At 66.1% G+C, this 21,053-nt stretch carries 42 protein-coding genes, 1 tRNA gene and 1 pseudogene; 41 read left to right on the top strand and 3 right to left on the bottom strand.

Features of this window, described 5'->3' with window-relative positions; all coding sequences use genetic code 11:
* Positions 1 to 222: 222 nt before the first annotated feature.
* Positions 223 to 546, top strand: a pseudogene (locus NVU01S_RS06500) (zinc finger domain-containing protein); the annotation flags it as partial.
* Between the two features lie 15 nt (positions 547 to 561).
* On the opposite strand, the gene NVU01S_RS06495 reads toward NVU01S_RS06500, so the two are convergent.
* The gene (locus tag NVU01S_RS06495) at positions 562 to 1,512 is read right to left on the bottom strand and encodes a GGDEF domain-containing protein (protein WP_014982562.1); all 951 of its coding nucleotides are present in this window, start codon (positions 1,510 to 1,512) and stop codon (positions 562 to 564) included.
* A gap of 911 nt (positions 1,513 to 2,423) precedes the next feature.
* Here NVU01S_RS06495 and NVU01S_RS06485 point away from each other — a divergent pair.
* Positions 2,424 to 2,497 (top strand) — tRNA-Gly (locus NVU01S_RS06485).
* Between the two features lie 1,134 nt (positions 2,498 to 3,631).
* On the opposite strand, the gene NVU01S_RS06480 is transcribed toward NVU01S_RS06485, so the two are convergent.
* Positions 3,632 to 4,066, bottom strand: coding sequence for a helix-turn-helix domain-containing protein (locus NVU01S_RS06480; RefSeq protein WP_082032135.1), 435 nt, complete (start codon positions 4,064 to 4,066; stop codon positions 3,632 to 3,634).
* 139 nt (positions 4,067 to 4,205) lie between these two features.
* Between NVU01S_RS06480 and NVU01S_RS43265 the strand changes: the two genes are divergently transcribed.
* From NVU01S_RS43265 to NVU01S_RS06455, 7 genes are all read left to right on the top strand, one after another.
* Complete coding sequence (locus NVU01S_RS43265; protein ID WP_156161680.1) at positions 4,206 to 4,445, top strand: helix-turn-helix domain-containing protein; 240 nt, start codon at positions 4,206 to 4,208, stop codon at positions 4,443 to 4,445.
* Entirely contained in the window at positions 4,442 to 4,660 is a 219-nt protein-coding gene (locus NVU01S_RS06475; protein WP_043673703.1) for a hypothetical protein, read from the top strand. The genes NVU01S_RS43265 and NVU01S_RS06475 overlap by 4 nt, the downstream gene beginning before the upstream one ends.
* Positions 4,660 to 4,833, top strand: a complete 174-nt coding sequence (locus NVU01S_RS43260) for a hypothetical protein (RefSeq protein WP_156161679.1) — start codon at positions 4,660 to 4,662, stop codon at positions 4,831 to 4,833. The genes NVU01S_RS06475 and NVU01S_RS43260 overlap by 1 nt, the downstream gene beginning before the upstream one ends.
* Positions 4,826 to 5,590 (top strand): phage antirepressor KilAC domain-containing protein, encoded by a 765-nt coding sequence (locus tag NVU01S_RS06470; RefSeq protein WP_043673702.1) that lies wholly within the window; start codon positions 4,826 to 4,828, stop codon positions 5,588 to 5,590. The genes NVU01S_RS43260 and NVU01S_RS06470 overlap by 8 nt, the downstream gene beginning before the upstream one ends.
* Before the next feature lie 423 nt (positions 5,591 to 6,013).
* Positions 6,014 to 6,199, top strand: a complete 186-nt coding sequence (locus NVU01S_RS06465; protein WP_043673699.1) for a hypothetical protein — start codon at positions 6,014 to 6,016, stop codon at positions 6,197 to 6,199.
* The gene (locus NVU01S_RS06460) at positions 6,196 to 6,714 is read left to right on the top strand and encodes a hypothetical protein (protein WP_043673698.1); all 519 of its coding nucleotides are present in this window, start codon (positions 6,196 to 6,198) and stop codon (positions 6,712 to 6,714) included. Before NVU01S_RS06465 ends, NVU01S_RS06460 begins: the two co-directional genes overlap by 4 nt.
* Positions 6,711 to 6,998, top strand: a complete 288-nt coding sequence (locus NVU01S_RS06455; protein ID WP_043673697.1) for a hypothetical protein — start codon at positions 6,711 to 6,713, stop codon at positions 6,996 to 6,998. Before NVU01S_RS06460 ends, NVU01S_RS06455 begins: the two co-directional genes overlap by 4 nt.
* Here the strand turns inward: NVU01S_RS06455 and NVU01S_RS06450 are convergent.
* On the bottom strand, positions 6,989 to 7,357 hold the full coding sequence (locus NVU01S_RS06450) for a hypothetical protein (RefSeq protein WP_156161678.1): 369 nt from the start codon (positions 7,355 to 7,357) through the stop codon (positions 6,989 to 6,991). The genes NVU01S_RS06455 and NVU01S_RS06450 overlap by 10 nt on opposite strands.
* A 179-nt stretch (positions 7,358 to 7,536) precedes the next feature.
* Here NVU01S_RS06450 and NVU01S_RS06445 point away from each other — a divergent pair, with 179 nt between their 5' ends.
* The 32 genes from NVU01S_RS06445 to NVU01S_RS06320 all read left to right on the top strand — a co-directional run bounded on the left by NVU01S_RS06445 (position 7,537) and on the right by NVU01S_RS06320 (position 21,050).
* Positions 7,537 to 7,761 (top strand): hypothetical protein, encoded by a 225-nt coding sequence (locus NVU01S_RS06445; protein WP_043673693.1) that lies wholly within the window; start codon positions 7,537 to 7,539, stop codon positions 7,759 to 7,761.
* Positions 7,758 to 8,009 carry a hypothetical protein gene (locus NVU01S_RS06440; RefSeq protein ID WP_043673691.1) on the top strand — a complete coding sequence of 84 codons (252 nt, stop codon included), beginning with the start codon at positions 7,758 to 7,760 and terminating at the stop codon, positions 8,007 to 8,009. The genes NVU01S_RS06445 and NVU01S_RS06440 overlap by 4 nt, the downstream gene beginning before the upstream one ends.
* Positions 8,006 to 8,236, top strand: coding sequence for a hypothetical protein (locus NVU01S_RS06435; RefSeq protein WP_043673690.1), 231 nt, complete (start codon positions 8,006 to 8,008; stop codon positions 8,234 to 8,236). The genes NVU01S_RS06440 and NVU01S_RS06435 overlap by 4 nt, the downstream gene beginning before the upstream one ends.
* Complete coding sequence (locus tag NVU01S_RS06430; RefSeq protein WP_043673688.1) at positions 8,233 to 8,559, top strand: hypothetical protein; 327 nt, start codon at positions 8,233 to 8,235, stop codon at positions 8,557 to 8,559. Before NVU01S_RS06435 ends, NVU01S_RS06430 begins: the two co-directional genes overlap by 4 nt.
* A complete protein-coding gene (locus tag NVU01S_RS06425) occupies positions 8,556 to 8,750 on the top strand; it encodes a hypothetical protein (RefSeq protein ID WP_043673686.1) in 195 nt (64 codons plus the stop codon). Before NVU01S_RS06430 ends, NVU01S_RS06425 begins: the two co-directional genes overlap by 4 nt.
* Entirely contained in the window at positions 8,747 to 8,902 is a 156-nt protein-coding gene (locus NVU01S_RS43255; RefSeq protein ID WP_156161677.1) for a hypothetical protein, read from the top strand. Before NVU01S_RS06425 ends, NVU01S_RS43255 begins: the two co-directional genes overlap by 4 nt.
* The gene (locus tag NVU01S_RS06420; RefSeq protein ID WP_063048072.1) at positions 8,889 to 9,197 is read left to right on the top strand and encodes a hypothetical protein; all 309 of its coding nucleotides are present in this window, start codon (positions 8,889 to 8,891) and stop codon (positions 9,195 to 9,197) included. Before NVU01S_RS43255 ends, NVU01S_RS06420 begins: the two co-directional genes overlap by 14 nt.
* The gene (locus NVU01S_RS43250) at positions 9,194 to 9,562 is read left to right on the top strand and encodes a helix-turn-helix domain-containing protein (protein ID WP_156161676.1); all 369 of its coding nucleotides are present in this window, start codon (positions 9,194 to 9,196) and stop codon (positions 9,560 to 9,562) included. Before NVU01S_RS06420 ends, NVU01S_RS43250 begins: the two co-directional genes overlap by 4 nt.
* Positions 9,559 to 10,137: a WhiB family transcriptional regulator gene (locus NVU01S_RS06410; protein WP_043673682.1), complete on the top strand. Its 579-nt coding sequence runs from the start codon at positions 9,559 to 9,561 to the stop codon at positions 10,135 to 10,137. The genes NVU01S_RS43250 and NVU01S_RS06410 overlap by 4 nt, the downstream gene beginning before the upstream one ends.
* The gene (locus NVU01S_RS06405) at positions 10,137 to 10,799 is read left to right on the top strand and encodes a hypothetical protein (protein WP_043673679.1); all 663 of its coding nucleotides are present in this window, start codon (positions 10,137 to 10,139) and stop codon (positions 10,797 to 10,799) included. Before NVU01S_RS06410 ends, NVU01S_RS06405 begins: the two co-directional genes overlap by 1 nt.
* Positions 10,796 to 10,981, top strand: coding sequence for a hypothetical protein (locus NVU01S_RS06400; RefSeq protein WP_043673676.1), 186 nt, complete (start codon positions 10,796 to 10,798; stop codon positions 10,979 to 10,981). The genes NVU01S_RS06405 and NVU01S_RS06400 overlap by 4 nt, the downstream gene beginning before the upstream one ends.
* Positions 10,978 to 11,898: a PD-(D/E)XK nuclease-like domain-containing protein gene (locus NVU01S_RS06395; RefSeq protein ID WP_052280805.1), complete on the top strand. Its 921-nt coding sequence runs from the start codon at positions 10,978 to 10,980 to the stop codon at positions 11,896 to 11,898. The genes NVU01S_RS06400 and NVU01S_RS06395 overlap by 4 nt, the downstream gene beginning before the upstream one ends.
* Positions 11,895 to 12,407: an NUMOD4 motif-containing HNH endonuclease gene (locus NVU01S_RS42320; protein ID WP_043673673.1), complete on the top strand. Its 513-nt coding sequence runs from the start codon at positions 11,895 to 11,897 to the stop codon at positions 12,405 to 12,407. Before NVU01S_RS06395 ends, NVU01S_RS42320 begins: the two co-directional genes overlap by 4 nt.
* Positions 12,404 to 13,030 carry an ERF family protein gene (locus tag NVU01S_RS06390; RefSeq protein ID WP_063775990.1) on the top strand — a complete coding sequence of 209 codons (627 nt, stop codon included), beginning with the start codon at positions 12,404 to 12,406 and terminating at the stop codon, positions 13,028 to 13,030. The genes NVU01S_RS42320 and NVU01S_RS06390 overlap by 4 nt, the downstream gene beginning before the upstream one ends.
* A complete protein-coding gene (locus tag NVU01S_RS06385; RefSeq protein ID WP_043673672.1) occupies positions 13,027 to 13,404 on the top strand; it encodes a hypothetical protein in 378 nt (125 codons plus the stop codon). The genes NVU01S_RS06390 and NVU01S_RS06385 overlap by 4 nt, the downstream gene beginning before the upstream one ends.
* Positions 13,401 to 13,607: a hypothetical protein gene (locus tag NVU01S_RS43245; RefSeq protein WP_156161675.1), complete on the top strand. Its 207-nt coding sequence runs from the start codon at positions 13,401 to 13,403 to the stop codon at positions 13,605 to 13,607. Before NVU01S_RS06385 ends, NVU01S_RS43245 begins: the two co-directional genes overlap by 4 nt.
* A 212-nt stretch (positions 13,608 to 13,819) precedes the next feature.
* Entirely contained in the window at positions 13,820 to 14,023 is a 204-nt protein-coding gene (locus tag NVU01S_RS06380) for a hypothetical protein (protein WP_156522220.1), read from the top strand.
* Entirely contained in the window at positions 14,020 to 15,648 is a 1,629-nt protein-coding gene (locus NVU01S_RS06375; protein WP_043673669.1) for a DNA cytosine methyltransferase, read from the top strand. Before NVU01S_RS06380 ends, NVU01S_RS06375 begins: the two co-directional genes overlap by 4 nt.
* Positions 15,645 to 15,788 (top strand): hypothetical protein, encoded by a 144-nt coding sequence (locus NVU01S_RS43240; RefSeq protein WP_156161674.1) that lies wholly within the window; start codon positions 15,645 to 15,647, stop codon positions 15,786 to 15,788. The genes NVU01S_RS06375 and NVU01S_RS43240 overlap by 4 nt, the downstream gene beginning before the upstream one ends.
* Positions 15,788 to 16,636, top strand: coding sequence for a hypothetical protein (locus NVU01S_RS43235; protein WP_156161673.1), 849 nt, complete (start codon positions 15,788 to 15,790; stop codon positions 16,634 to 16,636). The genes NVU01S_RS43240 and NVU01S_RS43235 overlap by 1 nt, the downstream gene beginning before the upstream one ends.
* Positions 16,633 to 17,142, top strand: a complete 510-nt coding sequence (locus NVU01S_RS06365) for a hypothetical protein (protein ID WP_043673666.1) — start codon at positions 16,633 to 16,635, stop codon at positions 17,140 to 17,142. The genes NVU01S_RS43235 and NVU01S_RS06365 overlap by 4 nt, the downstream gene beginning before the upstream one ends.
* Before the next feature lie 27 nt (positions 17,143 to 17,169).
* Positions 17,170 to 17,331 carry a hypothetical protein gene (locus NVU01S_RS43230; RefSeq protein ID WP_156161672.1) on the top strand — a complete coding sequence of 54 codons (162 nt, stop codon included), beginning with the start codon at positions 17,170 to 17,172 and terminating at the stop codon, positions 17,329 to 17,331.
* The gene (locus NVU01S_RS06360) at positions 17,328 to 17,654 is read left to right on the top strand and encodes a hypothetical protein (RefSeq protein WP_156161671.1); all 327 of its coding nucleotides are present in this window, start codon (positions 17,328 to 17,330) and stop codon (positions 17,652 to 17,654) included. The genes NVU01S_RS43230 and NVU01S_RS06360 overlap by 4 nt, the downstream gene beginning before the upstream one ends.
* Entirely contained in the window at positions 17,651 to 17,866 is a 216-nt protein-coding gene (locus NVU01S_RS06355; protein ID WP_043673658.1) for a hypothetical protein, read from the top strand. The genes NVU01S_RS06360 and NVU01S_RS06355 overlap by 4 nt, the downstream gene beginning before the upstream one ends.
* The gene (locus NVU01S_RS06350) at positions 17,863 to 18,117 is read left to right on the top strand and encodes a DUF6354 family protein (protein WP_043673655.1); all 255 of its coding nucleotides are present in this window, start codon (positions 17,863 to 17,865) and stop codon (positions 18,115 to 18,117) included. Before NVU01S_RS06355 ends, NVU01S_RS06350 begins: the two co-directional genes overlap by 4 nt.
* Positions 18,114 to 18,668, top strand: coding sequence for a hypothetical protein (locus NVU01S_RS06345; RefSeq protein WP_156161670.1), 555 nt, complete (start codon positions 18,114 to 18,116; stop codon positions 18,666 to 18,668). Before NVU01S_RS06350 ends, NVU01S_RS06345 begins: the two co-directional genes overlap by 4 nt.
* Positions 18,665 to 19,126, top strand: coding sequence for a hypothetical protein (locus NVU01S_RS06340; protein ID WP_043673649.1), 462 nt, complete (start codon positions 18,665 to 18,667; stop codon positions 19,124 to 19,126). The genes NVU01S_RS06345 and NVU01S_RS06340 overlap by 4 nt, the downstream gene beginning before the upstream one ends.
* Positions 19,127 to 19,313: 187 nt before the next feature.
* Positions 19,314 to 19,562, top strand: a complete 249-nt coding sequence (locus NVU01S_RS06335; protein WP_043673645.1) for a hypothetical protein — start codon at positions 19,314 to 19,316, stop codon at positions 19,560 to 19,562.
* Positions 19,552 to 20,088, top strand: a complete 537-nt coding sequence (locus NVU01S_RS06330; protein WP_043673642.1) for a hypothetical protein — start codon at positions 19,552 to 19,554, stop codon at positions 20,086 to 20,088. The genes NVU01S_RS06335 and NVU01S_RS06330 overlap by 11 nt, the downstream gene beginning before the upstream one ends.
* Positions 20,085 to 20,363, top strand: coding sequence for a hypothetical protein (locus NVU01S_RS06325; RefSeq protein ID WP_043673639.1), 279 nt, complete (start codon positions 20,085 to 20,087; stop codon positions 20,361 to 20,363). Before NVU01S_RS06330 ends, NVU01S_RS06325 begins: the two co-directional genes overlap by 4 nt.
* Positions 20,360 to 20,548 carry a zinc finger domain-containing protein gene (locus NVU01S_RS43225; RefSeq protein WP_156161669.1) on the top strand — a complete coding sequence of 63 codons (189 nt, stop codon included), beginning with the start codon at positions 20,360 to 20,362 and terminating at the stop codon, positions 20,546 to 20,548. The genes NVU01S_RS06325 and NVU01S_RS43225 overlap by 4 nt, the downstream gene beginning before the upstream one ends.
* Position 20,549: 1 nt before the next feature.
* Entirely contained in the window at positions 20,550 to 21,050 is a 501-nt protein-coding gene (locus tag NVU01S_RS06320; RefSeq protein ID WP_156161668.1) for a hypothetical protein, read from the top strand.
* Positions 21,051 to 21,053: the final 3 nt, after the last annotated feature.

Genomic DNA, 21,053 nt, shown 5'->3' with positions numbered 1-21,053 from the left:
CGCGGCACGAGCTGGCGAGCATCCTACCGTCGTTCCACCGTCGGTTGCCTGTAGTTCCGGTTCCGTGGACTGCGGTAGGTATGACATCAACTGCTTGCTGTTATCGCCAACTTCTTCCAACCCTGAACTCCTTGGATGCCGCGCGGCGTCCAATCCGGGGAGCCCGGTCGCTGTTGCATCATTTCCGCTGGTCAGATAGGGTGAACTAATTCAATACCGACCGGGGTCGGCAACGTGTACCGGGCGGAACTGCTGTTCCGGCACCACGTTTCGCCGTTCCGGCCGGGCACCGCGCTGTCCGCCGACGAGTGGGACGCGATGTGGGCCGATCTGGTCGCGTTGATGAAGGTGGGCGTGCGGGTCGGCAAGATGGTCGTGGTCCGGCCCGAGGACGATCACGGGGAACCGTCCTACGCCCCGGACCGCCCGCGCACCTACGTCTATCGTCGCCAGGGCGCTGCCTGCCGTCGCTGCGGCACCCCCGTAGCCCATGCCGTCATGGAAGCACGAAATCTCTTCTGGTGCCCCACCTGCCAGCCGGACTAGCCGGGCACGGCCGTCCTATCCGGCGACGGCCGTGTCGATCTCCGGTTCGTCGGCGAGCGCGAAGCGGCGTCCGCCTGCCGTCTTGGCCGAGTACATCGCGCGGTCCGCGCGACGCAGCAGATCACTGAAATCGCAGGAACTTCCGGGCGGGCAGTACGCAGTGCCGACGCTCGCCGAGACCGGGACCGGGCCCGCCGTCGACCAGACGGGGTCGCGCAGGGCGGCCACGATCCGATGGGCGAGGTCGCCGAGGGTGTTGTGCGGCGGATTCACGGCGAGCACGAATTCGTCGCCGCCGTACCGGCAGATCACGGTGTCGGGCGGGCACACCTCGCGTAGCCGGTTGGCCAGTTCGACCAGTACCTCGTCGCCGATCGCGTGCCCGTAGCCGTCGTTGATCTGCTTGAAGCGATCGAGGTCGATCAGCAGCAGGCCGACGCCGCGGTTCGGGTCGGTGGACATCAACCGGACCCGATCCTGGAGCAGGGTCCGGTTGGCGAGGTCGGTGAGCGCGTCGTGGGTCGCCTCGTGCCGCAGCCGATGCTGCAGCGCCGCGATCTCCTGGACCCGCAGCGACACCTTGGCGGACAGGTTCTGTTCCTGCTGTGCCAGCGCGCGCTCCTGCAGCGCCTGGGCGTAGCTGTCGATGGCCTGGCTCGCGACGAACGGCCAGCGGGTGGCGACCAGCGAGCCCGGCGCGCCGGAGGGGAAGCCGAGCAGCCAGCGGGTGGCCTGCGCGAGCATCCGGATGCGGTCGAACGGCGCCTCGGCGAGCCGGGCGCCGAGCATCCGCGCCTCGGGCACGGGGAACGGCTCGGACCGGGCCAGGGTGAGCAGCCGGTCGACGATTTCGATCAGTACCGGTTCCAGCTGTTGCGGCGCCGCGCCGGAACCCGGCTCGGCGCACACCGCACGAGCCCAGGCGCGCGCCATCGCGGCGACGGGGGGCTCGATATCGATCGACATCGAACTCACCCGACGCAGGTAACGTCGGTGCCTTGCGGCACGGCGCCGGCACAGGTGCCGGTTTCACCCCGATCCTTCGCACTGCTACGCGGTTGGGTCCACCTCGCTCGGTGCACGCTCACCGCCCCCTTTCCAGATACCCCCGTCCGGCAAAAAGGATCCTAGCAAGCCACCCGGCATCGAAAAACGCTGTTTTACAACGTGTTCTCGATCCCTCGCGAATGGCGATCGGGTATGTGATCGCAGCAGCCGCGCCAGTGTTACACCAGGATTTCGTTCGCTGTGAAGTCGCGCCAGGACCCGCTGGCGACACGCTGTAGCGCCACGCCGAACGGGTCCTCGCGACCCCTCGCGATGCCTCGATGCCGTGGGGCCGGGCTGGCCGGCCGCCGGTCCATGTTTCGGACCTCGACATCGAAGTAGCCGGAGGAGTAGCCGAGGATGCGCGAGTCTTCGACCCGGTAAGGGTGTTGGGCCGGATTTTCCTGCCAGTAGCACACTCGGCGGTCGGTGGCAGCTGACAAGAAACTGCTGCTGCCCTTGCGGCGAGTCGTGATGTCCCCATGGGTGGCATCCTCTCCGCGACCGGTCGAGCGTGACAAATGGCCACCCCGTGGGCCACGGCTCCCCCCGACAGGAGTCGTCACGCGAACCATATGCTCCCCGTTTCCGGTCCGACACGCCCGAGTTTCAAGGAAGAGATCCCTTTTAATTTCATTTAGTTCTGTTCTGCGCGCCCTGCGTTGACCGGGGCGGTACCGTGCGAGACTCCTGCCGGGCGTTGCGACGACGACCGTCCCGGCACCCGCGTGATCGCACTGCGCGGGGGGCTGATTGGCGTTTGGGAAGCCGGGTTCGGTACAGTCTCAACGCACACGACATCGTGGCGATCCCATAGATGTCGTATGCCTGCGGGTGTAGTTCAATGGTAGAACCTCAGCCTTCCAAGCTGATGGTGCGGGTTCGATTCCCGTCACCCGCTCCACGAAAACCCTCCCTGACCAGGGAGGGGAGGAGCATCGAAATCGGACCGATCGGTCACGTGTAGCCAAAACTGTAGCCAAACGACCGCGCTCCTCCAGCTATCGAAAACGGAGCCGTTGGTACGCGCGTGCTGGTGTCGCTCATTGGGACACGCCGCTGTCGCGGGCGGGGGCGTTCGGCCGCGCGGTTGCCCCGGGCGCGCTCCTGGCGCACTGCGTGCTTCGGATCGAACCCTCCAAGTTGAATGAACCGGGGGGTTGGTTTGAATGTGCACTGCTCCAAGACTTCTCGCGTAGCGTGCAAACCTGATCGTGCCTGCAATGTTGCTGCTGTGGCTAACAAGACACGTCATGTCGGTATCGGCGTCATCTCAACAGACGACCCGGTCGGCTCTGATTTCCCTGGTGGGTCAACGCGTTTGACGCAGTAGTGCCACTGCCCATCCGAAACACGAAGGCTTGCTGAGGATTAGCGCATACGATGACCGCCGGTCACAATCCAATAAACCGGGCCGAAACCCTCCGAACTGCTGGAAGGCCCCGGCCAGGCGTGACTATAGTCGGGGCTTCACCTAGTTCACCGCCTCAACTACCGAGCACCCATTGGTAGCTGACCGAACGACGTGAAGTGTTGTCGCCGGGACGGCGACCGCGGAGCAGCTCACGAAGCCGGGCGCTCGAGCGGGTCGCGCATCGGACGTACCCGGCATGGCGTGGGAGCGGCCCGTCGATAGCGGCTGTGTGCCCGCGTATGCACAGTTACATACAGCGAACACCGGGCGCAGCGGGTCTGTCGGGGCTCACCGCAGCGGTTCGGGGCAGACGAACCGAGATTCACCAATGAAAGAGGAAGTACCTCAAACCGACTGGCCGCTCTACGATCCCGCGCTGATGCAGGCGATCGGCGTCCGCATCCTCCAGCCGAAGGGGGACATCGAGTCCCGCGGCGGCCGGCTGGTGATTGGCGGACTACGCATCACCGCGCGGGGACTGACCGTGATCCCGCGCTGCGGACTGACGCCGAAGCAGATGCGCCGGCTCTTATCGAAGGTCGATAGGGTCTGGGCGCGCGGCCCGCGTGACCATCACTGGAAACTGGTGCCCGATTTGGGTTGGTGCGCGGAGGTCTACACGCGTCAGGAGTCGGGGTTCACCTCGGCGTCGGCGCGCAAGATCCGCAGCGTCTCCTCGGACGGGGTTCCGACTTCGTCGTCCTCCTCGTCGTTGGGGGTGAGGAGGGCGCCGTTGCCGGTGTTCTTCGGGTGGGCTTCCTGATCGGCGGTCTGCACTTGGTGGAGGTGGCGGGCGCGCCCTCCGTGATGCCAGTTGGCCCTGCTGAGCGCAGTCCCGATGAAATCGTCGGGGCTGAGCTTGAAGGCCGCCGCGATCCGCGCTAGCTGCTCCATGTCGATTGCGGCGAGCCCCCGCTCGATCTTGCTGAGGGTGTCGACGGGAATGTCCGCGGCGGCGGCGAGGGCGTCTTGGCGCATGGGGATCGCCGCGCGCGTGGCCCGTATGTGGGCTGCGATCACTCGGGTGAGATCGCCTACGGGGCGGGCGTTGGTGGCCATGCATTCAGGCTAGCCGCCCATATGGGCAGATCCCAAGAGGACGTTAGGGCGTCCTTGGTCGCCTGCCTTGACCGAACTGTGCCAAATGCAAAGCCGTTACCCTCTTGCAAACCGTCCATATAGGCGTACAGTCGTCCATATGGACGGCTGCGAAGTTTGGTCGCGGGAGATATCAGCCCGAGTCAATTCCCTGATCGAAGACTCCGAGTACTCGGTGAGCAAAGTCGGCGAGCTTTCAGGGATCCCCAGGGTGACCCTGGATCGACGCCTCCGCGGCGTGAACCCCTTCAACACCGACGAGCTGGCGGCGATTGCCCGCACGCTCGGCGTCACGCCCAACGCCTTCCTGGATCCCGAGCTGTGGAAGAAGGCGTCATGAGCGACGACCTGACGCCCACCGCGGCGGTCGACATCCGGCCGATCACCTTCGATCTCGAAGGCGCGAAAGCCTATACGGGACTGTCGAAGTGGAAGCTGGAGACGCTTCTGCGTGAAGAGGTGATCTGCGGCCGCAAAGAAGGTGCAAAGACTCTCTACGAGCGCGAGAGCCTCGACCGCTACATCAAGTCACTGCCCGCGTACGGGACCGTCTGATGTCCGGGGAACTTTCGGCGCTGGGGTTCAACCCGAACCGGTTCTTGGCATGGCTGTTCCACGAGACAGAGAAGGCCGGGTTCGGCATCGCCGATGGGGCGTCGTTCGAAGCGTTTCCCGGATGCGAGGACGCCGCCGCCGACTACATGGAAGGGCTCCTCTCCCATGACTGAACTCACCCGCGCGGCCTCGCCGTTCGACGCGATCATGCTCCCCGGCGAACGCTGGTCCGCCCGCGCGCTGATGCCGCTGCTCGGCTACGGCGCGGACTGGCGCAACTTCGTCGCGGCGATTGACCGCGCGAAGGCTGCGGCGGCTAACCAAGGATTCGACGTAGTAGCCCTTTTCGTTGGCGTCACCGAAAACTCCGGTGGGCGCCCGCGTGAAGATCTGCACCTCACCCGCTTCGCCTGCTATCTCGTGGCGATGAACGGGGATCCCCGCAAGGAGGAGGTCGCTGCTGCGCAGGCGTATTTCGCGGTGAAGACTCGTGAGGCCGAGGCCGCAGTGCCTGCGCTGACCGAGGACGAGTTGATCCACCGCGCGCTCGAAGTATCGGCGCGCCGAGTCGCGGAGTTGACGGCGCGTAACGGCGAGCTGGAGGCGAAGGCCGCCGTCGACGCGCCAAAGGTCGAAGCCTACGAGCAGTTCATGGAGGCCGACGGCACGTATCTCGTCGGCACGGTGGCGCGGATGCTCGGCTCGTCGCAGAACAAGCTGTTCAAGGAGCTGCGCGAGCGCGGCGTGTTCATCGCGAAGGGTGCGATGCGAAATACCCCGTATCAGCGGTACATGCAGCACTTCACGGTGAAGGCTACACATTTCGAGCGGTCGGACGGTAGCGAGGGTGTCTCGTACACGACTCGGGTGAAGCCGTCCGGGGTGGATTTTATCCGCCGCCGTCTGAGCATGCAGGTGGTGGCGTCATGAGCAGCGGTCAGAAGCCCCGCGTCCGTACGTTCTTCCCTCGCATGAAGGTCCGCCGCGCGCACCGTCGCCGACCTCCGTTGATCGTCCTGTGGGACGCGAACTGGAATCCGGTCTGGTACGCACGCGGGCGTGACGGGCGTATGCCCAAGCTCCCGTTCGAGATCTCGATCGGCGGTGCGGCATGAACGCGCTGCTGATCGTCGCTGCCGTGTTCGGTGGCTGGTGCCTGATCTCCATCGGTGTCGTCCTTCTCATTGCCCGCATTCGTGGCGGGCTCTCTATCTCCCTCGGTGTGGCGTCCCCTGCAGCCCCCGAGGGCGGGGTGCACCCGGTAGACCCTGTGGTCGCCGATCCCCCCTCGGTGCAGTCACCGGGTGCACCCCAACCCCGTCTGCGTGTGGTGCGGGGAGGTGGAGAGCAGTGATGCGCCCCGCCGTTCCGTTCACCGCCCACGATGCGGCCCGTGACATCCGGGACACGTTGATCGCCGATGGGTTCAAGGTCCAGCGCTGCGACTGCTGCCCGTGGTCCGGACGCGAATTCATCTACTCCATGCCCAACGGTGACCGGTTCCGAGTCACCGTGACCAAGCTTCGGGGGCGCGCATGAGCACCTTCCTGATCGCTCTCGTTGTCCTCGCGCTGCTGGTGTCTGCCGTGTATGCCGTGTTGGCGCGCGGTATCAGTCCCCTCGGTCCTGTGCGCCGGGCCGGGGTGCGGGGTGCGTCCCGTCGTCGTGATCCGCAGCGGACCCCTCGGCCGCTTGCGCCGCGACGGGACGCGCTCCCGCTGACCGCCGAGCAATTGGGCGAGCTGCTGCTGACACGCCCGTGGGAATCACGCGCCGATACGCCCGAACTGGCGGTGATGTCGGCCCACGAAAACCACGGCTACTACCCGGGTTGCCCGATTTGTGCAGGCGACGAGGCGGGGCTCACGCGGATCGCTGAGGCGGTACTCCGGGCACTGCTCGATGAAATGGCAGCGGAGGCTGCCCGGCAAGACGCGGCGCGGACGGCGGCGCAGTTGCCGATCGTCGGCGTCGACAGCGCAGTGCGGGACTACCGCAGGCAGATGGCCGAGCAGATCGAGTCGACCGGCTACTACGGGGAGGAGCTGTCATGAGCGAGTCCTACAGGGTGCGGACGGAGCATCGCTTCGCGACAGGTCAGGTACTGCGTGTCGGTGATCTGTTCCGTGACAACGACAACAGTTCGATCCGGGACATGTATCGGGTGAAGGCGATCCGTGACTATCGCCGCAGTGGTTTACATGTCGTACTGACCATCATCCGCCGTGAGCACAACGGTGAGGCGACTGAGCCGATGACCGAATGCGTGTGGCCGATCGCGGCGCTGTTCGATGACGACGACCGCGTCGTCCCGGTCGAGGCTGGTGATCAGCGATGAGCCATAGCATCGAGGATGACTTCGGGGAATTCTTCGCTGAGTCCGCTGCGGCGGCCGACGCGAGTCTGACGGCCGACATCCACCAACTGATCGAGGCGTCGTCCCTCGGCGCTCCGGAGGCTCGTGCACTGCGGGAGTCGGTACCGGTTGAGGTCGGGCAGGAGATTGTCCGTCGCGCGGCCGAACGAGATCAGACCCGGCATGCCCCGATTGATGCTGACCTGGCCCTGCAATGGCGAGGTGCGCTGGCGCTGATCGCCGCCCGGGGTTGCGTGTGTGGTGGGGCGTCCTGCCGTGACCTGAAGTGGCTGTTTCCGGGCGACTGGTGTTCGTCGTGTGTCGCGGCCGGCGCCCTCCATGCCCCCTCATCGCATGACGACGAGTCTCCGTGCGGTGAGGCCACATCCCCCGGACCGCTACATGGCGATGCAAGCGGTCCGGGGGGTGTCCCAAACGTCCCCTGAAACGGGGATCGGCCGGAGGAGCGCCCACTCCTACCGGCCAGCGAATTTCACAACGCAAGAAACGAGTTTACCCGATGGCCGTTCATCCTGACGCGTACGAGCAGTACGTCGCGCAAATGTTGCGCACCCCAATCGATTCCATCGAACACCACATGGCTGATGCCGTCCAGGCGATCTCCGACGACGATGCGCTGCTGACGCTGCTGGTCGAGATGTACCTCGAAGACCGTGGCAGCCGGGAGAGTCAGATCGCGGGCTACCTGCTGTCGAAGCTGTTCCCGAAGGCGGTGCCGTCATGAGCGCGATTCCGGAGGCGGCGATTCCGGAGGCAGCGGTCGCGTTCGTCGCCGACCTGCTGCGCACCCCGGCCGAGTCGATGGAGCATCGCGTTGGCCGCTGGGTGTGGGAGATCCTCGGCGACGGTTCCCGCGATCAGGTGATGGAGTCGGTGACCGCGGTCATGGCCAACAACCCGCCGCAGTCCAGGACATTCGAGGTCGCGTACGACATCTGGCTGCTCCTCGGCGGTAGGGGAGCGGCGGCATGAGCGCCGTCGACCCGAAGGCCGTGTTCCGGTCCTGCCTCTACATCGCGTCGCTGCCGGTCCCGTCGACGGCGTTCGAGATCGGGCGGGCGTTGTTGCTGACGCCGGAGCGGCGGTGGGCGAAGTTCTTGCGGCAGATGTCGGTGGCGTTCCCGGCGGGGACGCCTGAGCACGAGACGGTTGTGGCGTTGCAGCGCATCGTCGTTGGCGATCAGGAGGCTGCGGCATGACCGCGCTCCTGCACACGGTCACCATCACCGGCACCGAGGACAACCCGCGCATCGAGTTCGCCTGCCACGGCACGATCGGCGCGGAATGTCACAGCTATCCGGATTGCGACTGCGAGACCTGGGATCGGGACCACGAGCATCCGTACGTCCAGCAGGACGAGTGCTGGATGAAGTCCTTCTTCGACAACGCCGAACAAGGCGCGGTCGATCCGATGCCGGAGATGCTCGCCGAGAGCGACATTTTCGTCGGGATGAGCGGTCCGATCACGACGCACTTCAACAACGAGTACATCGAGTGGGAGTTCGCCGAGGTGCCGTCATGACACGGCATCTGTTCCCGCGCGCGCATCTGCCTCACCCGCATATCGCCCAGCATCTGGCCGACGCGTTCGCGGCCGCGTTCCACCACCGCGAGGCCCCGCTCGTCGCCGACGGGCATGACTGGGACGACTGGCATTTCGCTCCAGCCGAGGCCGATTGGGAGCACGAACACGACGGGAGGACGGAGCCGTGAGGGAGCGATGGTTCGAGTTCTTCGAACGCACCACCCGCCATCCGGCGCACATGCACACCGGCAAAGGCTTCTGCTGCTGCCTGGACTGCAACCGCCGAGACCCGGAGAAAACCTGGCCCTACCGGAAGCAGGGAATCTATGACTGCGACTGACCTGACCGAGCGCGTTGTCGTGGAACAGGCTGCGCTGGAACACGGTTGGGTGATCAACCGAGAAGGCTTCCGCACCGAATTCACCCGCGGCGATCGGCAGTTCCGGGCGTTCTGGGACCTGACCACCGGGCGGTGCACGGGCGCGGCGCCCGCCCCGTGGATGGGTGCCCCGACGTCGTATCTGGCGGAGTGGCTACTCGAGACCCTCACCGCCACCGAAGAACCGGTCGATCCAGACGACGGCGCCGCCGACCGCGGGCACGACCAGTGGGTTGATCGGCAGGTGGGACTTTGAGCAGCAATAGGGGCAAGCAGTACTTGCCGCGCCTGACTCCTCGTCAGGTGGCCAATATCCGCACCCGGTACGGCGCCGGGGCGTCAGTGGAGGCGCTGGCCAAACAGTACGGGCGGCGGGTCGACACGATCCGGCGCGTCGCGCTCGGCCACTCGTACCAGTCCAAGTCGGCGCCCAGTCCCGTGGAGCGCTGCGCGCGATGCTCGGAGTCCGACATCGTCGCCGACAACAGCGCGCGCCGTGCCGCGGCGCCGGTCCTCGCGCGCTGCGGCGGGTGCGAACGCGAAGTCGACGCCACCGTCGCCGCGCTCGATGCTCTGGGCTGCCGGATCCGCTGCGACCACTGCGTAGGAGTGACCGCATGACCGGGGTGAAAGTCGACCGGATCTCATACCGAACCGGGGTCAGCGGGCATTGGCGGCAACGCGCCAAATGCGCGGGCGATGACGCCGACATATGGTTCGACTCCTCTTACGCTGCGCTGGCGAAGGAGACCTGCAGCGACTGCCCAGTGCGGCGGGAATGCGGCGAGGTCGCCGACGACTCCGGTGAGCAGTTCGGGATACGCGCAGGATTCGACTTGTCCGATCCGGTCGACCGGATCCTGCTGAAGAAGAGCCTGGGCAGGGCGGCCCCGTCCGCGCCGGGGATTTGCGCCAAGTGCGGCGGGCGGTTCCGGCCTGGCCGGTACATGCGGCAGCTGTGCCCGGCCTGCCGGGGCTTGGCTGACGCCGACCCTGTGCGTGCGCACCTGGCCGAACTGGAGGCCGCGGGCATGCCACGACCGGTGGTTGCGGAAGCGGCGTCGGTGTCACCGCAGCTGCTGTGGCGGTTGGTCACACCGAAGTACGGCAAGCTGCAGCAGTTCATCTCGGCTGTCGCGGCGAAACGCATTATGGCCGTGGCTGTCCCGCAGCGTGCCGCTGAGGGGGTGGCGTGATGAGCCGGTGTACGCGGTGCCCCGTCGTAACCGACCTGAAGAGGGGGCTGTGCGGCACGTGCTACTCGGCGCTGCGCAACAAGGAACTCGCCTACGGGCGCTGGGAATCCGAACTGGTACCGGCGGCGGATACCTTCGCGCACATCGACGCGCTGACCGACGCCGCGATGGGGCACCTGCAGATCCGACGGCTGTCGGCGGTGCCAGCGGCGACGTTCAGCAGACTGCTCCGGGAGCGTCCCCCGCAGATCGGCCGGCTCACTGCGCAGCGCATTGCAGCGGTGCCGGTACCGCAGACCGTGGCGGCACTCGTGGCGTCCGCTCAAGGGCATGAGGTTGTTCCGGCGCTAGGGTCCACGCGCAGGCTGCGGGCGCTGGTATCGGCCGGATGGCCCATGGCCACGATGGCCTACGACCTCGGGATGAGGCGCGCCGGTATGGACCGGCTCATCCATCGCAGCATCCGGATCCGTGCCTACCGCCACCACGAGGTGGTCGCCCTGTTCAACAGGTTGCAGTTCGAGCAGGGGCCGTCGGATGACGCCGCCGCGTATGGGCTGGAGCGGATGTGGCCGCTGCCGTTCGAGTGGGACGAAGACTCCATCGATGAGCCGGGCACGAAAGCCGCTTGGGCCCGGCGGCATCCCCGGGAGGCGGCGTGAGTATCCGTACCTGGACCAACGGCCTGTCCCGGCTGGACATCGAGCGTGATCCCGACGGCGGGATCCGGTTTGCGGTGCATGGGCTGGACCGCCGCGGTGACGTCGTCGAGTACGGCTACGTCGCGAAATTCACCGGCACCGACCTGGATGAGATCGGCGAATTCATCACGGAGGGTTCATGACTGACGCGCCTGCTGTGCACGACTGCCCGATCTGCCGCGGCGCGGGGTGCTCGCATTGTGGCGGCGGCGAGGTCGACGACCGGGAGCTGCGCATCCGGGAGCCGGGTGTATACGACGACGTCACCGACACGGAGTATCACGGCGACACGAGCAGCCTGTCGTCCTCGGGTGCCCGCAAAATCCTGCCGCCCGGATGCCCGGCGGCGTTCAAACACGAACGAGACCACGGCAAGGTCACCGCGGCCCACTTCGACGAGGGCCACGCCGCGCACTCGCTGGTGCTCGGCGTCGGCCTCGACATCGTGGAAGTGGCCGCGGAATCGTGGCAAACCAAAGCCGCTCGGGAGGAGCGCCAAGCCGCCTACGACGCGGGCAAGGTGCCGCTGCTGAGCGCGAAGGTCTCCGAGATCAAAGCGATGGCAGCCGCGATAGCCGACCACCCGCTCGCCGCCGAACTGCTCGCCGACGGCGTGGCCGAGACCTCCGCCTACTGCCTGGACCCCGCGACGTGGACCAGGCTGCGTGCCCGCGCGGACTGGCGCACCGCCTTCCGCGGCCAGCCGACCATCGTCGACTACAAAACCAGCAAGAACGCCGATCCCTCGCTGTTCAGAGTGTCCGCGTCGGGGATCGGATATCACTGCCAGGACCCCTGGTACCGGGATGTGTTCGCCGCCTGCGGAATCGAGATCGACCGCTTCATCTTCGTCGTCCAGGAGAAGACCCCGCCATACCTGATCTCGGTGCACGAGTTCAGCGATGACGATGTCGCGCTCGGCCGGCGACTCAACCGGCTCGCCATCGACATCTACGCCGCCTGCGTCGCCGAGGACTACTGGCCCGGCTACGGCGACCACATCCATTCAATGCGCCTGACCGCTCGGGCGCGCTACTTCGCTGAGGAGCTGCTTTCGTGACAGAACAATGGCGCGATGTCCCTGGTTTCGAAGGGCTGTACCAGGTCAGCGATTGCGGCCATGTGCGCTCAATCGACCGGGTTGTTGCGCACGGAAACCGTGCGAAGACGTTGCAGGGCAGACCATTACGCGGATCGACTCAGAAATCGGGGCACGTTCAGTTTCATCTCTACCGCGGACGGAGGCGCACCCACCGTGCCGTGCACCGCCTGGTTCTGGAGGTGTTCGTTGGCCCACCCGACGTCGGCATGGAGGCGTGCCATCGAGATGGCGACCCCAGCAACAATCGCGTGGCAAATCTGTATTGGGGGACTCGGTCCGACAACAACCGAGACGCCGTGCAGCACGGCACGCACCACAACGGATCGAAGACGCACTGCGTCCGCGGGCATGAGTTCACGCCCGTCAATACCTATATCAGGACCAACGGTGGCCGCGACTGCCGAACCTGCTTGCGCAGGCAGAAAGCCGCCTACAAGAACCGGATTCGATCGAAGGCGACGGCATGACCACTATCTACCAGGCCCTGAGCGCAGTAATGAACGATGTCGGAGCCGTTGGCAAAGGTGGCTGGAACGACGCTCCGGGGGCCAAATACAACTTCCGCGGCGTCGATGACGTTATTAACGCGGTAGGCCCCATCCTCAGGAAGCACGGCGTTATCGTCGTGCCCGAGCTGGTGACTGCCGACTACGAAATCGTCACCGTCGGAAAGAACCGTACGGAGATGTCCTCTGTGCGACTCCAGGTCAAATTCCACTGGTTCGGCCCCGAAGGCGACGAGGTGGTGGCGTCTGTGGCCGCCGAAAGCTTCGATTCGGGAGACAAGGCCACAGCGAAAGCGCACTCGGTGGCGTATCGGACGGCGCTCATCCAAACACTCTGCCTGCCGACCGACGAGCGCGACCCGGAGCAGGACACCTACGAGCGGTCCGAACCCGCACCGGATCCGGCGGTGACTGCGCGCACCGAACTGCTGGAGTTGCTCAACCGTATCGGGATCTCTCCGGGTGAGGCGGCCGAACGGTTCGCCGCCGACGGGCACGGCGAGATCGGCCGGTCCAGGGACGTTGCCGCGATCAAAGCGCTGACGACGCACTACCGCGAGGTGTCGGGCGAGGTGCAGCCGTGAGCGACGAACTCGACGAAGCGTTCAACCTGGTCGACATCGCCCGCAACCTGCGCCGGTTGGAGTCCACGGGCGGTCGGGCGGCGCTGGAGCTGAAGCGGCTGCGCGTGCAGCAGGCCGACGCGAAGAAGGCGCTGCGGCAAGCCAAGGCCGCCGCGCGCGCCGCGGCGCCACGCAGCTCAGACAAGGCGCGGTCGGAGTGGGTCGACGACCAAACCAATGAGGTCCAGTACCAGGCGGAGCTGGCTGAGATCGAGGTGAAGTACGGCGCGGACATGGTCGAGGAGCGTCGTTCGGAGCGGTCGTCGTTGCAGACCCGCGCCAAGCTGGCGATCGAGGCGATGCGCCTGTCCGGCTACGGCGGCGATGGCGCATGAGCGATCACAGAGAAGCGGCCCAGACCGCTATGAATCAGCGCGACTTCGCCGCGGCGAACGTACACGCCCTGCTCTACCTCGCCGACGAGCAGCGGATGGCGAACATGATCGCGGCTATCGATGTCGGCCTCGCATTCACCTCGGATCAGCAACTCGCGGTCGAGACCTACGTGTATGCCGTGTTGGCTGAGGGGGCGTCGTGAGCGTTAATCCGCGCGTCCGTGACGTGGTTCGGCAGTCGTGGCCGAAACGGCAGCCACGCAAGACGAAACCGAACCCTGACGGATTCTCGAAGGCTGCGAAGGGCATCATGTTCGGCCGCTCGGGCGGACGCTGCGAGATCGACGATTGCGGTCCCGCATCAACCTGTCACCACCGCGGTCCGAGGCAAATCGGCGGCACCCGCGAGGAGTGGGTGAACCAGCCGGCGAACGGACTCGTCGTAGCCGACGCCTGCCACTTGCGGATCGAGCTGAACCGCACCCTCGCGTACATGAACGGCTGGCTGGTATCCCGGCTGGGCCGCAAACGTGCCGCCGATATTCCTGTGCTGTACCGCGGGGAGTTCGTGCTGCTCGACGACGCCGGCGGTATCCGACCAATCGGCGGTGTCGAATGAGTGCGCCGACGGCGAGCCGGACCGCGACGCACAGGCCGGCCACGCGGCGGCGCCGGTTCCGCCACGATGACCTCGTCGCAGTAGACCTGTTCTCCGGGTTCGGTGGCCTCACCCGCGGCATCGAGATGGCCGGGTTCACCACGATCATGGCCGCGAACCACAACGCCTACAAGGTCGAGGTCCACGAGGCCAACCATCCCGACGCCGAGCATTGGATCGCCGACCTCGTCGACCCTGAATCCTCGGACTACCACTCGGCGCGCGACCTGCCCGCGGCCGACCTGCTCGTCGCTGGTGTGTCGTGTGTGAATCATTCGCAGGCCAACACGAAGAAGGCGTACGAGCAAGGGCTGTCGCTGTTCGATCTGGACGACCCGGACTTCGACGAGCGGGTCACTCGCTCGGAACGAGACCGCGCCACCGCCAATTGCGTGCTGCACTACGCAGCACGCCACCACCCTCGGTTGATCCTGGTCGAATGCACCACCGAGCTGACCTCATGGGGGCCGGGGCTTCCCGGACGGCCGAAGGTCGGCGACGGTTCGACGTATCGGTATTGGCTCAAGCAGTTCGAGAACGAGGGCTACCGGCACAAGGTGCTGTACCTGAACTCGATGTTCTTCGGCGTGCCCCAGTCCCGCAACCGGTACTACCTCGCCCTGTGGGACCGACGGCTGCCTGAACCGGATCTCGAGCATCGGCCGTTGTCATGGTGCGCGCACTGCGACCAAGCCGTCCAGGCGGTGTGGTCGTGGCGTACCGGCGTACCCGCGAGCGGGTCGGTGAGTTACGGACGCCAGTACGACTACCGGTGCCCGCGGTGCCGCAGAGAGGTCGTGCCGCCGATGAGCCCGTCGCTGACCGCGTTGGACTTGAGCACGCTGGGCGCCCGGATCGGGGACCGGACGAAGCCGCTCAAGCCGGCAACGATGGCGCGGATCGAACGGTGCCGTCAACGGTTCGCCGAGTTCCCCGCGATCCTCATGCCCGCCAAGAGCATGCACGGCAGCGAACGCCATCCGTGGCAGCCTTTGGCCACGCAGACCAGCCAGCAGGAGACCGCGATCCTGTCGACCGGGGCGGTGTTCGCCGCGCACCGGCACAACGGCGACGGCAAACATTTCTCGCAGCCGATGGACACGGTCACCTCGACCCATGAGCTGGCGATGCTGTTCGCCGCGGTCAACAACTATCAGGGCAGTCCGCGCAGCCTCGGCGACCCGCTGCCGACCGCCGTCGGGTCCGAGACCCTGAGCTTGATGGCCGGGGTCGTACCGTTCCGGCGCAACACAACCCCGACGATCAGCAGTGAGCCGATGCCGACCGTGACATCAGATCAGATCCCAGGACTGCTCACCGCCGAGTGGGCGGCCGCGCTCGCGGAGCTGGCGGTGGAGGACTGCCACTTCCGGATGCTCGCCCCGCACGAGGTGGGCCGCGGCTGCGGATTCGACACCACCTTCCCTGATCGGCCGGGCGAGTTCGTGGTGTGGGGCAGCGCCCGCGATCAGTGCGATGGGTTCGGCAACGCTGTGAGCCCCGCCGTCGGTGCATGGATTGGAGCGAGGTTGCGCGCCGTCCTGCACGCCGAACCGGACGCCTCGACTGAAGGAGCCGCACCATGACCCGCACCTGCATCCTGCTACCCGGCACGGGCTTCTCGAACGGCAACGTCGACGGCATCAGCCGAGCGTTCATGGAGGCGTTGATAAGCCGCGGTCTCGCCCGGCAGCTCGCCGAGGTCGTCAACCAGGAGGTGGCCTAGTGCCTTGGTTCAAGGTCGACGACGGATTCGCTACTTCAAAGGCCGTCCTCCGCATTCCCCGCCGGTACCGCTGCCAAGCCGTTGGGCTGTGGACGATCGCTGGGACCTGGTGCGCCAAGGAACTGACCGACGGATTCGTGCCCGCCTATGTTCTCGAAGACCTCGGCGGGACGCCGTCACTGGCCGAACATCTCGTGCAATCGGGGCTGTGGGAAACGGTCGAGGGCGGTTGGCAATTCCTCGGATGGGGGAAGTACCAGCCGACTCGCGCCGAGGTACTCGACGAAAGAGCGAAAGAAGCCGAGCGCAAACGAAAGTGGCGCGAATCCCGAAAGGCGTCAGCGTCCGGTAAGTCTGCGCAGGCAGACGACACCGCGTCCGGGGCATGTCCCACGGGGACAACCCCGTCCGTCCCGCCGGTGTCACAACCGGAGTCCGAGACCCCCGACCCGACCCGACCCGACCCGACCCGACCGCTCCCTAAAGGGAGCAATAAGGGAGAGGCGCGAACGCGCGCCGCCGCTGCCCGAGGGCATCGACTCCCCGACGGTTGGGAACCGGACACCGAGGTGATCCGGCAGATGCGTGAGGAATGCCCGAGCGTCGATCTCCGTGCCGAGCACGCGAAGTTCGTCGACCACTGGAAGTCCCAACCCGGCAGCAGGGGATGCAAGGCGGATTGGACTGCCACATGGCGCAACTGGATCCGCCGCGCCGGCGAAAACGTCCACGCTCGCGCCCGCCCAGCCGAGTCGCAACCCGGTCCATCCCGCGCCGACCAGAAGGTCCAAGGGTGGCTCGACCTCGGCAAAGACCGCCCAGACCAGCAGAAGGAACTCATCTCATGATCAGCGACGACGATCGGGCGACCGCGGCGCTCGTCCTGGCCAAGTGCGCCGCGAACGACCCGTGGTTTCCGCACGGTGGCGAATCAACCGTCCTGGCCTGGGCGGAGGTGTTCGGCGAATCAGGGCTTTCCCGCGAAGACCTCCTGTCTGGCGTGGCCCGCGCCTACCGGATGGCCGAGGAAGGGTTCCGGCCGTTGCCGGCCTCGATCGTGCGCCATGCCCGCGCCGCCTACTTCGAGCAGCTCAAGGCACTGACCGACGAGCAACGCGAGCTGATGGAGGAAGCGAACTACGTCCTGCAGGACATGGGGATCTCACCTCCGGAGGCGCATCGGTTCGCTCGCCGGGTGGCGTTGGGCCGCGAGCCGCAACTCCAGCTGACCGAGCAGCAGGCCACGGAGTTCCGGCGCCGCCTACAGGAGCGCCAGCAGTTGCCGAAGGTGCGGCGCGCGGTGGAGATGCCGGGCTTCGCTCGCCCGTTGAACGAGGTGATCGGCGATGCCTGACCGCTATGGGGAGCCCGAAAGCCCGACATGCCGCGACCCGCGCTGTCGCCGTGGCTGGCGATCCCGTGCCTGGAGCACAAACCGCACCTGATCGCGGGGACGGTGCACGACAACGACTTCGCCGAGCGGACCCCTTCCGCCCGTGCGCAAGCAGCAATCGACGCTGACGAAAGAGAGAACCAGCAATGAGCACACCAGGAATGGGCGCCCGTCTGATGCACGGCATCACCGAGTCCGCGCCCGAGAGCGAATTCACCCGGCTGTCGGTGGCACACCACGGCATCGCCGGTGATGTCCTCGGCGAACTCAATCGCGCGATCACAAAGTTCCCGCCGATGAACTCCATGCACGAGGGTTGGGCGATCCTCCGGGAGGAGGTCGACGAGATGTGGGACGACATCAAGGCCGACCGGTGGGCGGAGGCGATGGCCGAGGCGCAGCAGGTGGCGGCGATGGCGATCCGGTTCATCGCCGACATGCAGGCGCTGCGTGATGCGGAGGCGGGCGAATGACGCTGTCGCGGAACGAAACCGACACCGCCGCCCTGAAGGTGGTGCGCGAGAAACTCGACCGCGGCGTCTCGCACGTCGAGGTGGAGCTGATCCTCAACGGCCCGCCTGGTGCGCGGGAGTGGTCGGTGGAGGAGTTGCGGCAGGTGCGGGATCGGGTGCACGAGTTGTTCGCGGAGTACCTGGCGGCGATCACCCCGGAGCGTGTGGCATGAACGCGCCGGTCAACAAGTACGGCACGGAGATCCGTGTCGGGCAAACCTGGGCGGACAACGATCCGCGTAGCGCGGGCCGCACGTTGCGCGTCTTGTCGTTCACGGACGACGTTGAGCCCCGCGCGGTCTGCTCGGTGGAGACCGAGCCTGGCGGCGAGCGCGCGAAGCGGTGGCGGACGGTCCGGATCAAACTCGACCGTCTGCATCCGACCTCTACCGGGTACCGGCTCGTCGAGGACGGTGCGGCATGACACAGACGACGAACCGTGGCGTGCACGACTACCTGTCGACGTACTGCTGGCACGAGAACCACGACGACTGCCGCAAGACATGCAAGACCTGTGCGCGTCCCTGCCGCTGCGAATGTCACCGCCCCACCCAAGGACTCGAGACCATGCCCGATCGTTCGTCAGTGGACGCAGCAGGCGGCAATGCGGGGATCGTGGATCGGCTCGCCGCCGCGCTGAAGCGGGAAGGTGACCGGCGGACCTCCCATGGGTTCCGGCTCGCCGACCACTACGTGCCGATCGCCGAGCGCCTGCTCGCCGACACCGAACTCCTCGATGCTCTCGTCGCCTACCGGCGCCCCGCCCTCAAGGCGGGGAATCTCGAAGAACTGCTGGCGTTCCCGGACGGCACGGTGTTCCGCGACCGAATGGGCTGGGCGGGATTCCTCGCCACTCATGAGAGTGGCCTCAGGGGTGCGTGCCTCACGAACATGCAGGGAGTTCGGGACATCGAGTACCTGGCCTGGCCTGCCGAGGTCCTCGCCATCCCAGCCGAGAAGGCGGACACCGAATGAGCGACCCGTCGAACACATTGATGGCGGTTCTCGCCGCACACACGACCGAGACCCCAGACGTCGATGAGGACCGCCTCGAATGCGCGTGCGGGGAGACCTACATCTCAATCTCCTCGTGGGCGTGGCATGTCGCCGAAGCCGTCGAAGCCGAGCATCTGGTGATCCCCCGCTCCGACATCGTCACCGAGTACGGCGTCCAAACCCACTGGACCGACACGACTCTCGTCGAGGTGTGCAGAAGCGAGGACGTCGCCCGCTACCGATCGGAGCGGATCTGGAGTGGACGGCCGGTGGTGTCACGGGAGACGTGGAGTAGCCCGTGGACACCACACCCGGCCGAGCCCGCACCTGTCCGCTGTTCGGACTGCGGGTATCCCGAAGGACGTCAGCCGGACTGCGACACCTGCAAAGGCGTGCCGATCAGCCCGGCCCCGCTCCTCGAGGACGGTGCCGAATGAGCCACCCGAATTGTCAAGGGACGCAGGGTCATGTGTGCCAAGTGCCATCAGGACAGCCATGCGTTGACTGCGGCCAACCTGCCGGGACGAAGTGGGGACCGCATTGGTGTCCAGACTGCGACATGAAGCGGCTGGACCAGATCTCGGCCTCACTGAGCGAGCTGGTCGCCGGGGACGGAGAGCCGCGATGAGTGACGAGCGGGCGACCGCTGAACCGGTCAGATTCGAACTTCGCGAATACTTTATCGACCCCGGCAGCTGGAGGATCGGCGTCTATGACTCGATAGACGAAGCGAAGGGGGCTGCCGACCACGAATGCGGCGGCAGCCTTGAATGGGACGACGAGCGGGATGGCAGAGAGGTAGCGACGGGGTCTTTCCGGATGAGGACCCATATCAGGGAGTTCATCATCTCGGAGGTGTCCGATGCCCACTGACCGTGACCTGATCGCCGAGGGGAAAGCGATCGACGCCGCCCTCACACCAGGCCTGTGGTACTCGTGCCTGAACGACATGATCGGTGGCCGGTGTATCCAAACGGCGGACGTTCCAGCGTCGCAAGCCGAACCCGGCGCGGCGGTCGTGGACATGGTCCTCCGCGACGAGGACGCACGGCTGATCGCCCGGATGCGGAACCTGTTCCCGCTGATCCTCGAGCGGCTCGCCGAGATGGAGGCGCAGGTCGAATCCGATAGAGCCAAGGCGGCCGCAGCGGTGCTCGCCATGGAGTGCCGCGTCGCCGAGCTGGAGGCCGCGCAGCGTCCCCCACTCGGGTACCCGACGCCAGACGAAGTCGCCGAGCTACGCGCCGCCACCCTGTTCAGCTACGAGGCGGGCGAGCCGCCGAAGGTCGTCAATAGCGACTGGGTCCGCGGCGTCGTCTCGCAGGCTGATGGCGGCCTGGTGGACGTGATCGACACCCTGGCCCGTGTTTTGGCCGAGGTCCGGGAGGCACAGCCGTGACGGCGAAGATCATGTGGAGCCTGCACCGCCTAGCCGAGAAGCTTGAGGTCGCGAGGACGGGCACCGCGAAGAAAATCCGACACCTCGCCTACCTGGTCGACCCCTCCATAGGGCCGCGACCGTTCGCCGCCTATTGGAATCTCACGCCGGACGGCATCGTCATTACCAAGACGGATGGCATCCAAGTTCGTCCAGGGGATTCCGAGATGCCCGGCTGCCCACTGTGGTTCATGCAAGAAGACTACGAACGCAGCTGGAAAGGGATGCCGCGATGACCGCCACTGTCTACCGCCTCGACGACTACCGCCCTGACCCGCTGTCGGTGCTGTGCCCGCAGTGCGAGGCACCGCCTGGGCGTCGCTGCACCCTTGGCGTGTACTCGCCGATCATCCGCCTCGGCGGACCACACCAAGAACGCATCGCCGCCGCCGAAGCGGCACATCAATCCAGGAGGGAATGACATGGGTAGATCGCTCAGCGCTGACGTGTATTTCGGATACGACCTCGGCGACGAATACGAGCCGGACTGGTGGCTCGAACAAGACGAAGACGGCGAATTCGACTGGGAAGACGCGTACGCGGCTCGCCTCGGCTGGGTGAGCGTCCCATTTCCGGCAGACTACCCGGAGACTGACTACGCCCTGCCGGACGACGAACGGCAGCGGATCGAGGCAGACTACGAGAAGTCCTCAGCTGCGTACCAGGAATATGAGGCGAGCCGCGAGCGCCGACGGGAGTTGCTGGCCGACCTCACGATCGAGATCGATAGCTTCGGTTACGAATACGAGCTGAATTGCGTACGCGTGAAGGCATCGGTTCAAACGACCTACGGTTCCACGCAGTTAAAGCCGCTTGTCGCTGATCCGGAATGGGTTGATCAACTTAATCGGTTCGTCGAACTACTTGAGCTGAAGGTGCCTGAGGGTGGTCCCGGCTGGCATCTGAACTGCTCGTACGGATAGGGG

This window comes from Nocardia vulneris (assembly GCF_001613425.1).
Taxonomy (GTDB): Bacteria; Actinomycetota; Actinomycetes; order Mycobacteriales; family Mycobacteriaceae; genus Nocardia; species Nocardia vulneris.
This window is presented reverse-complemented; position numbering and strand designations above follow the sequence as displayed.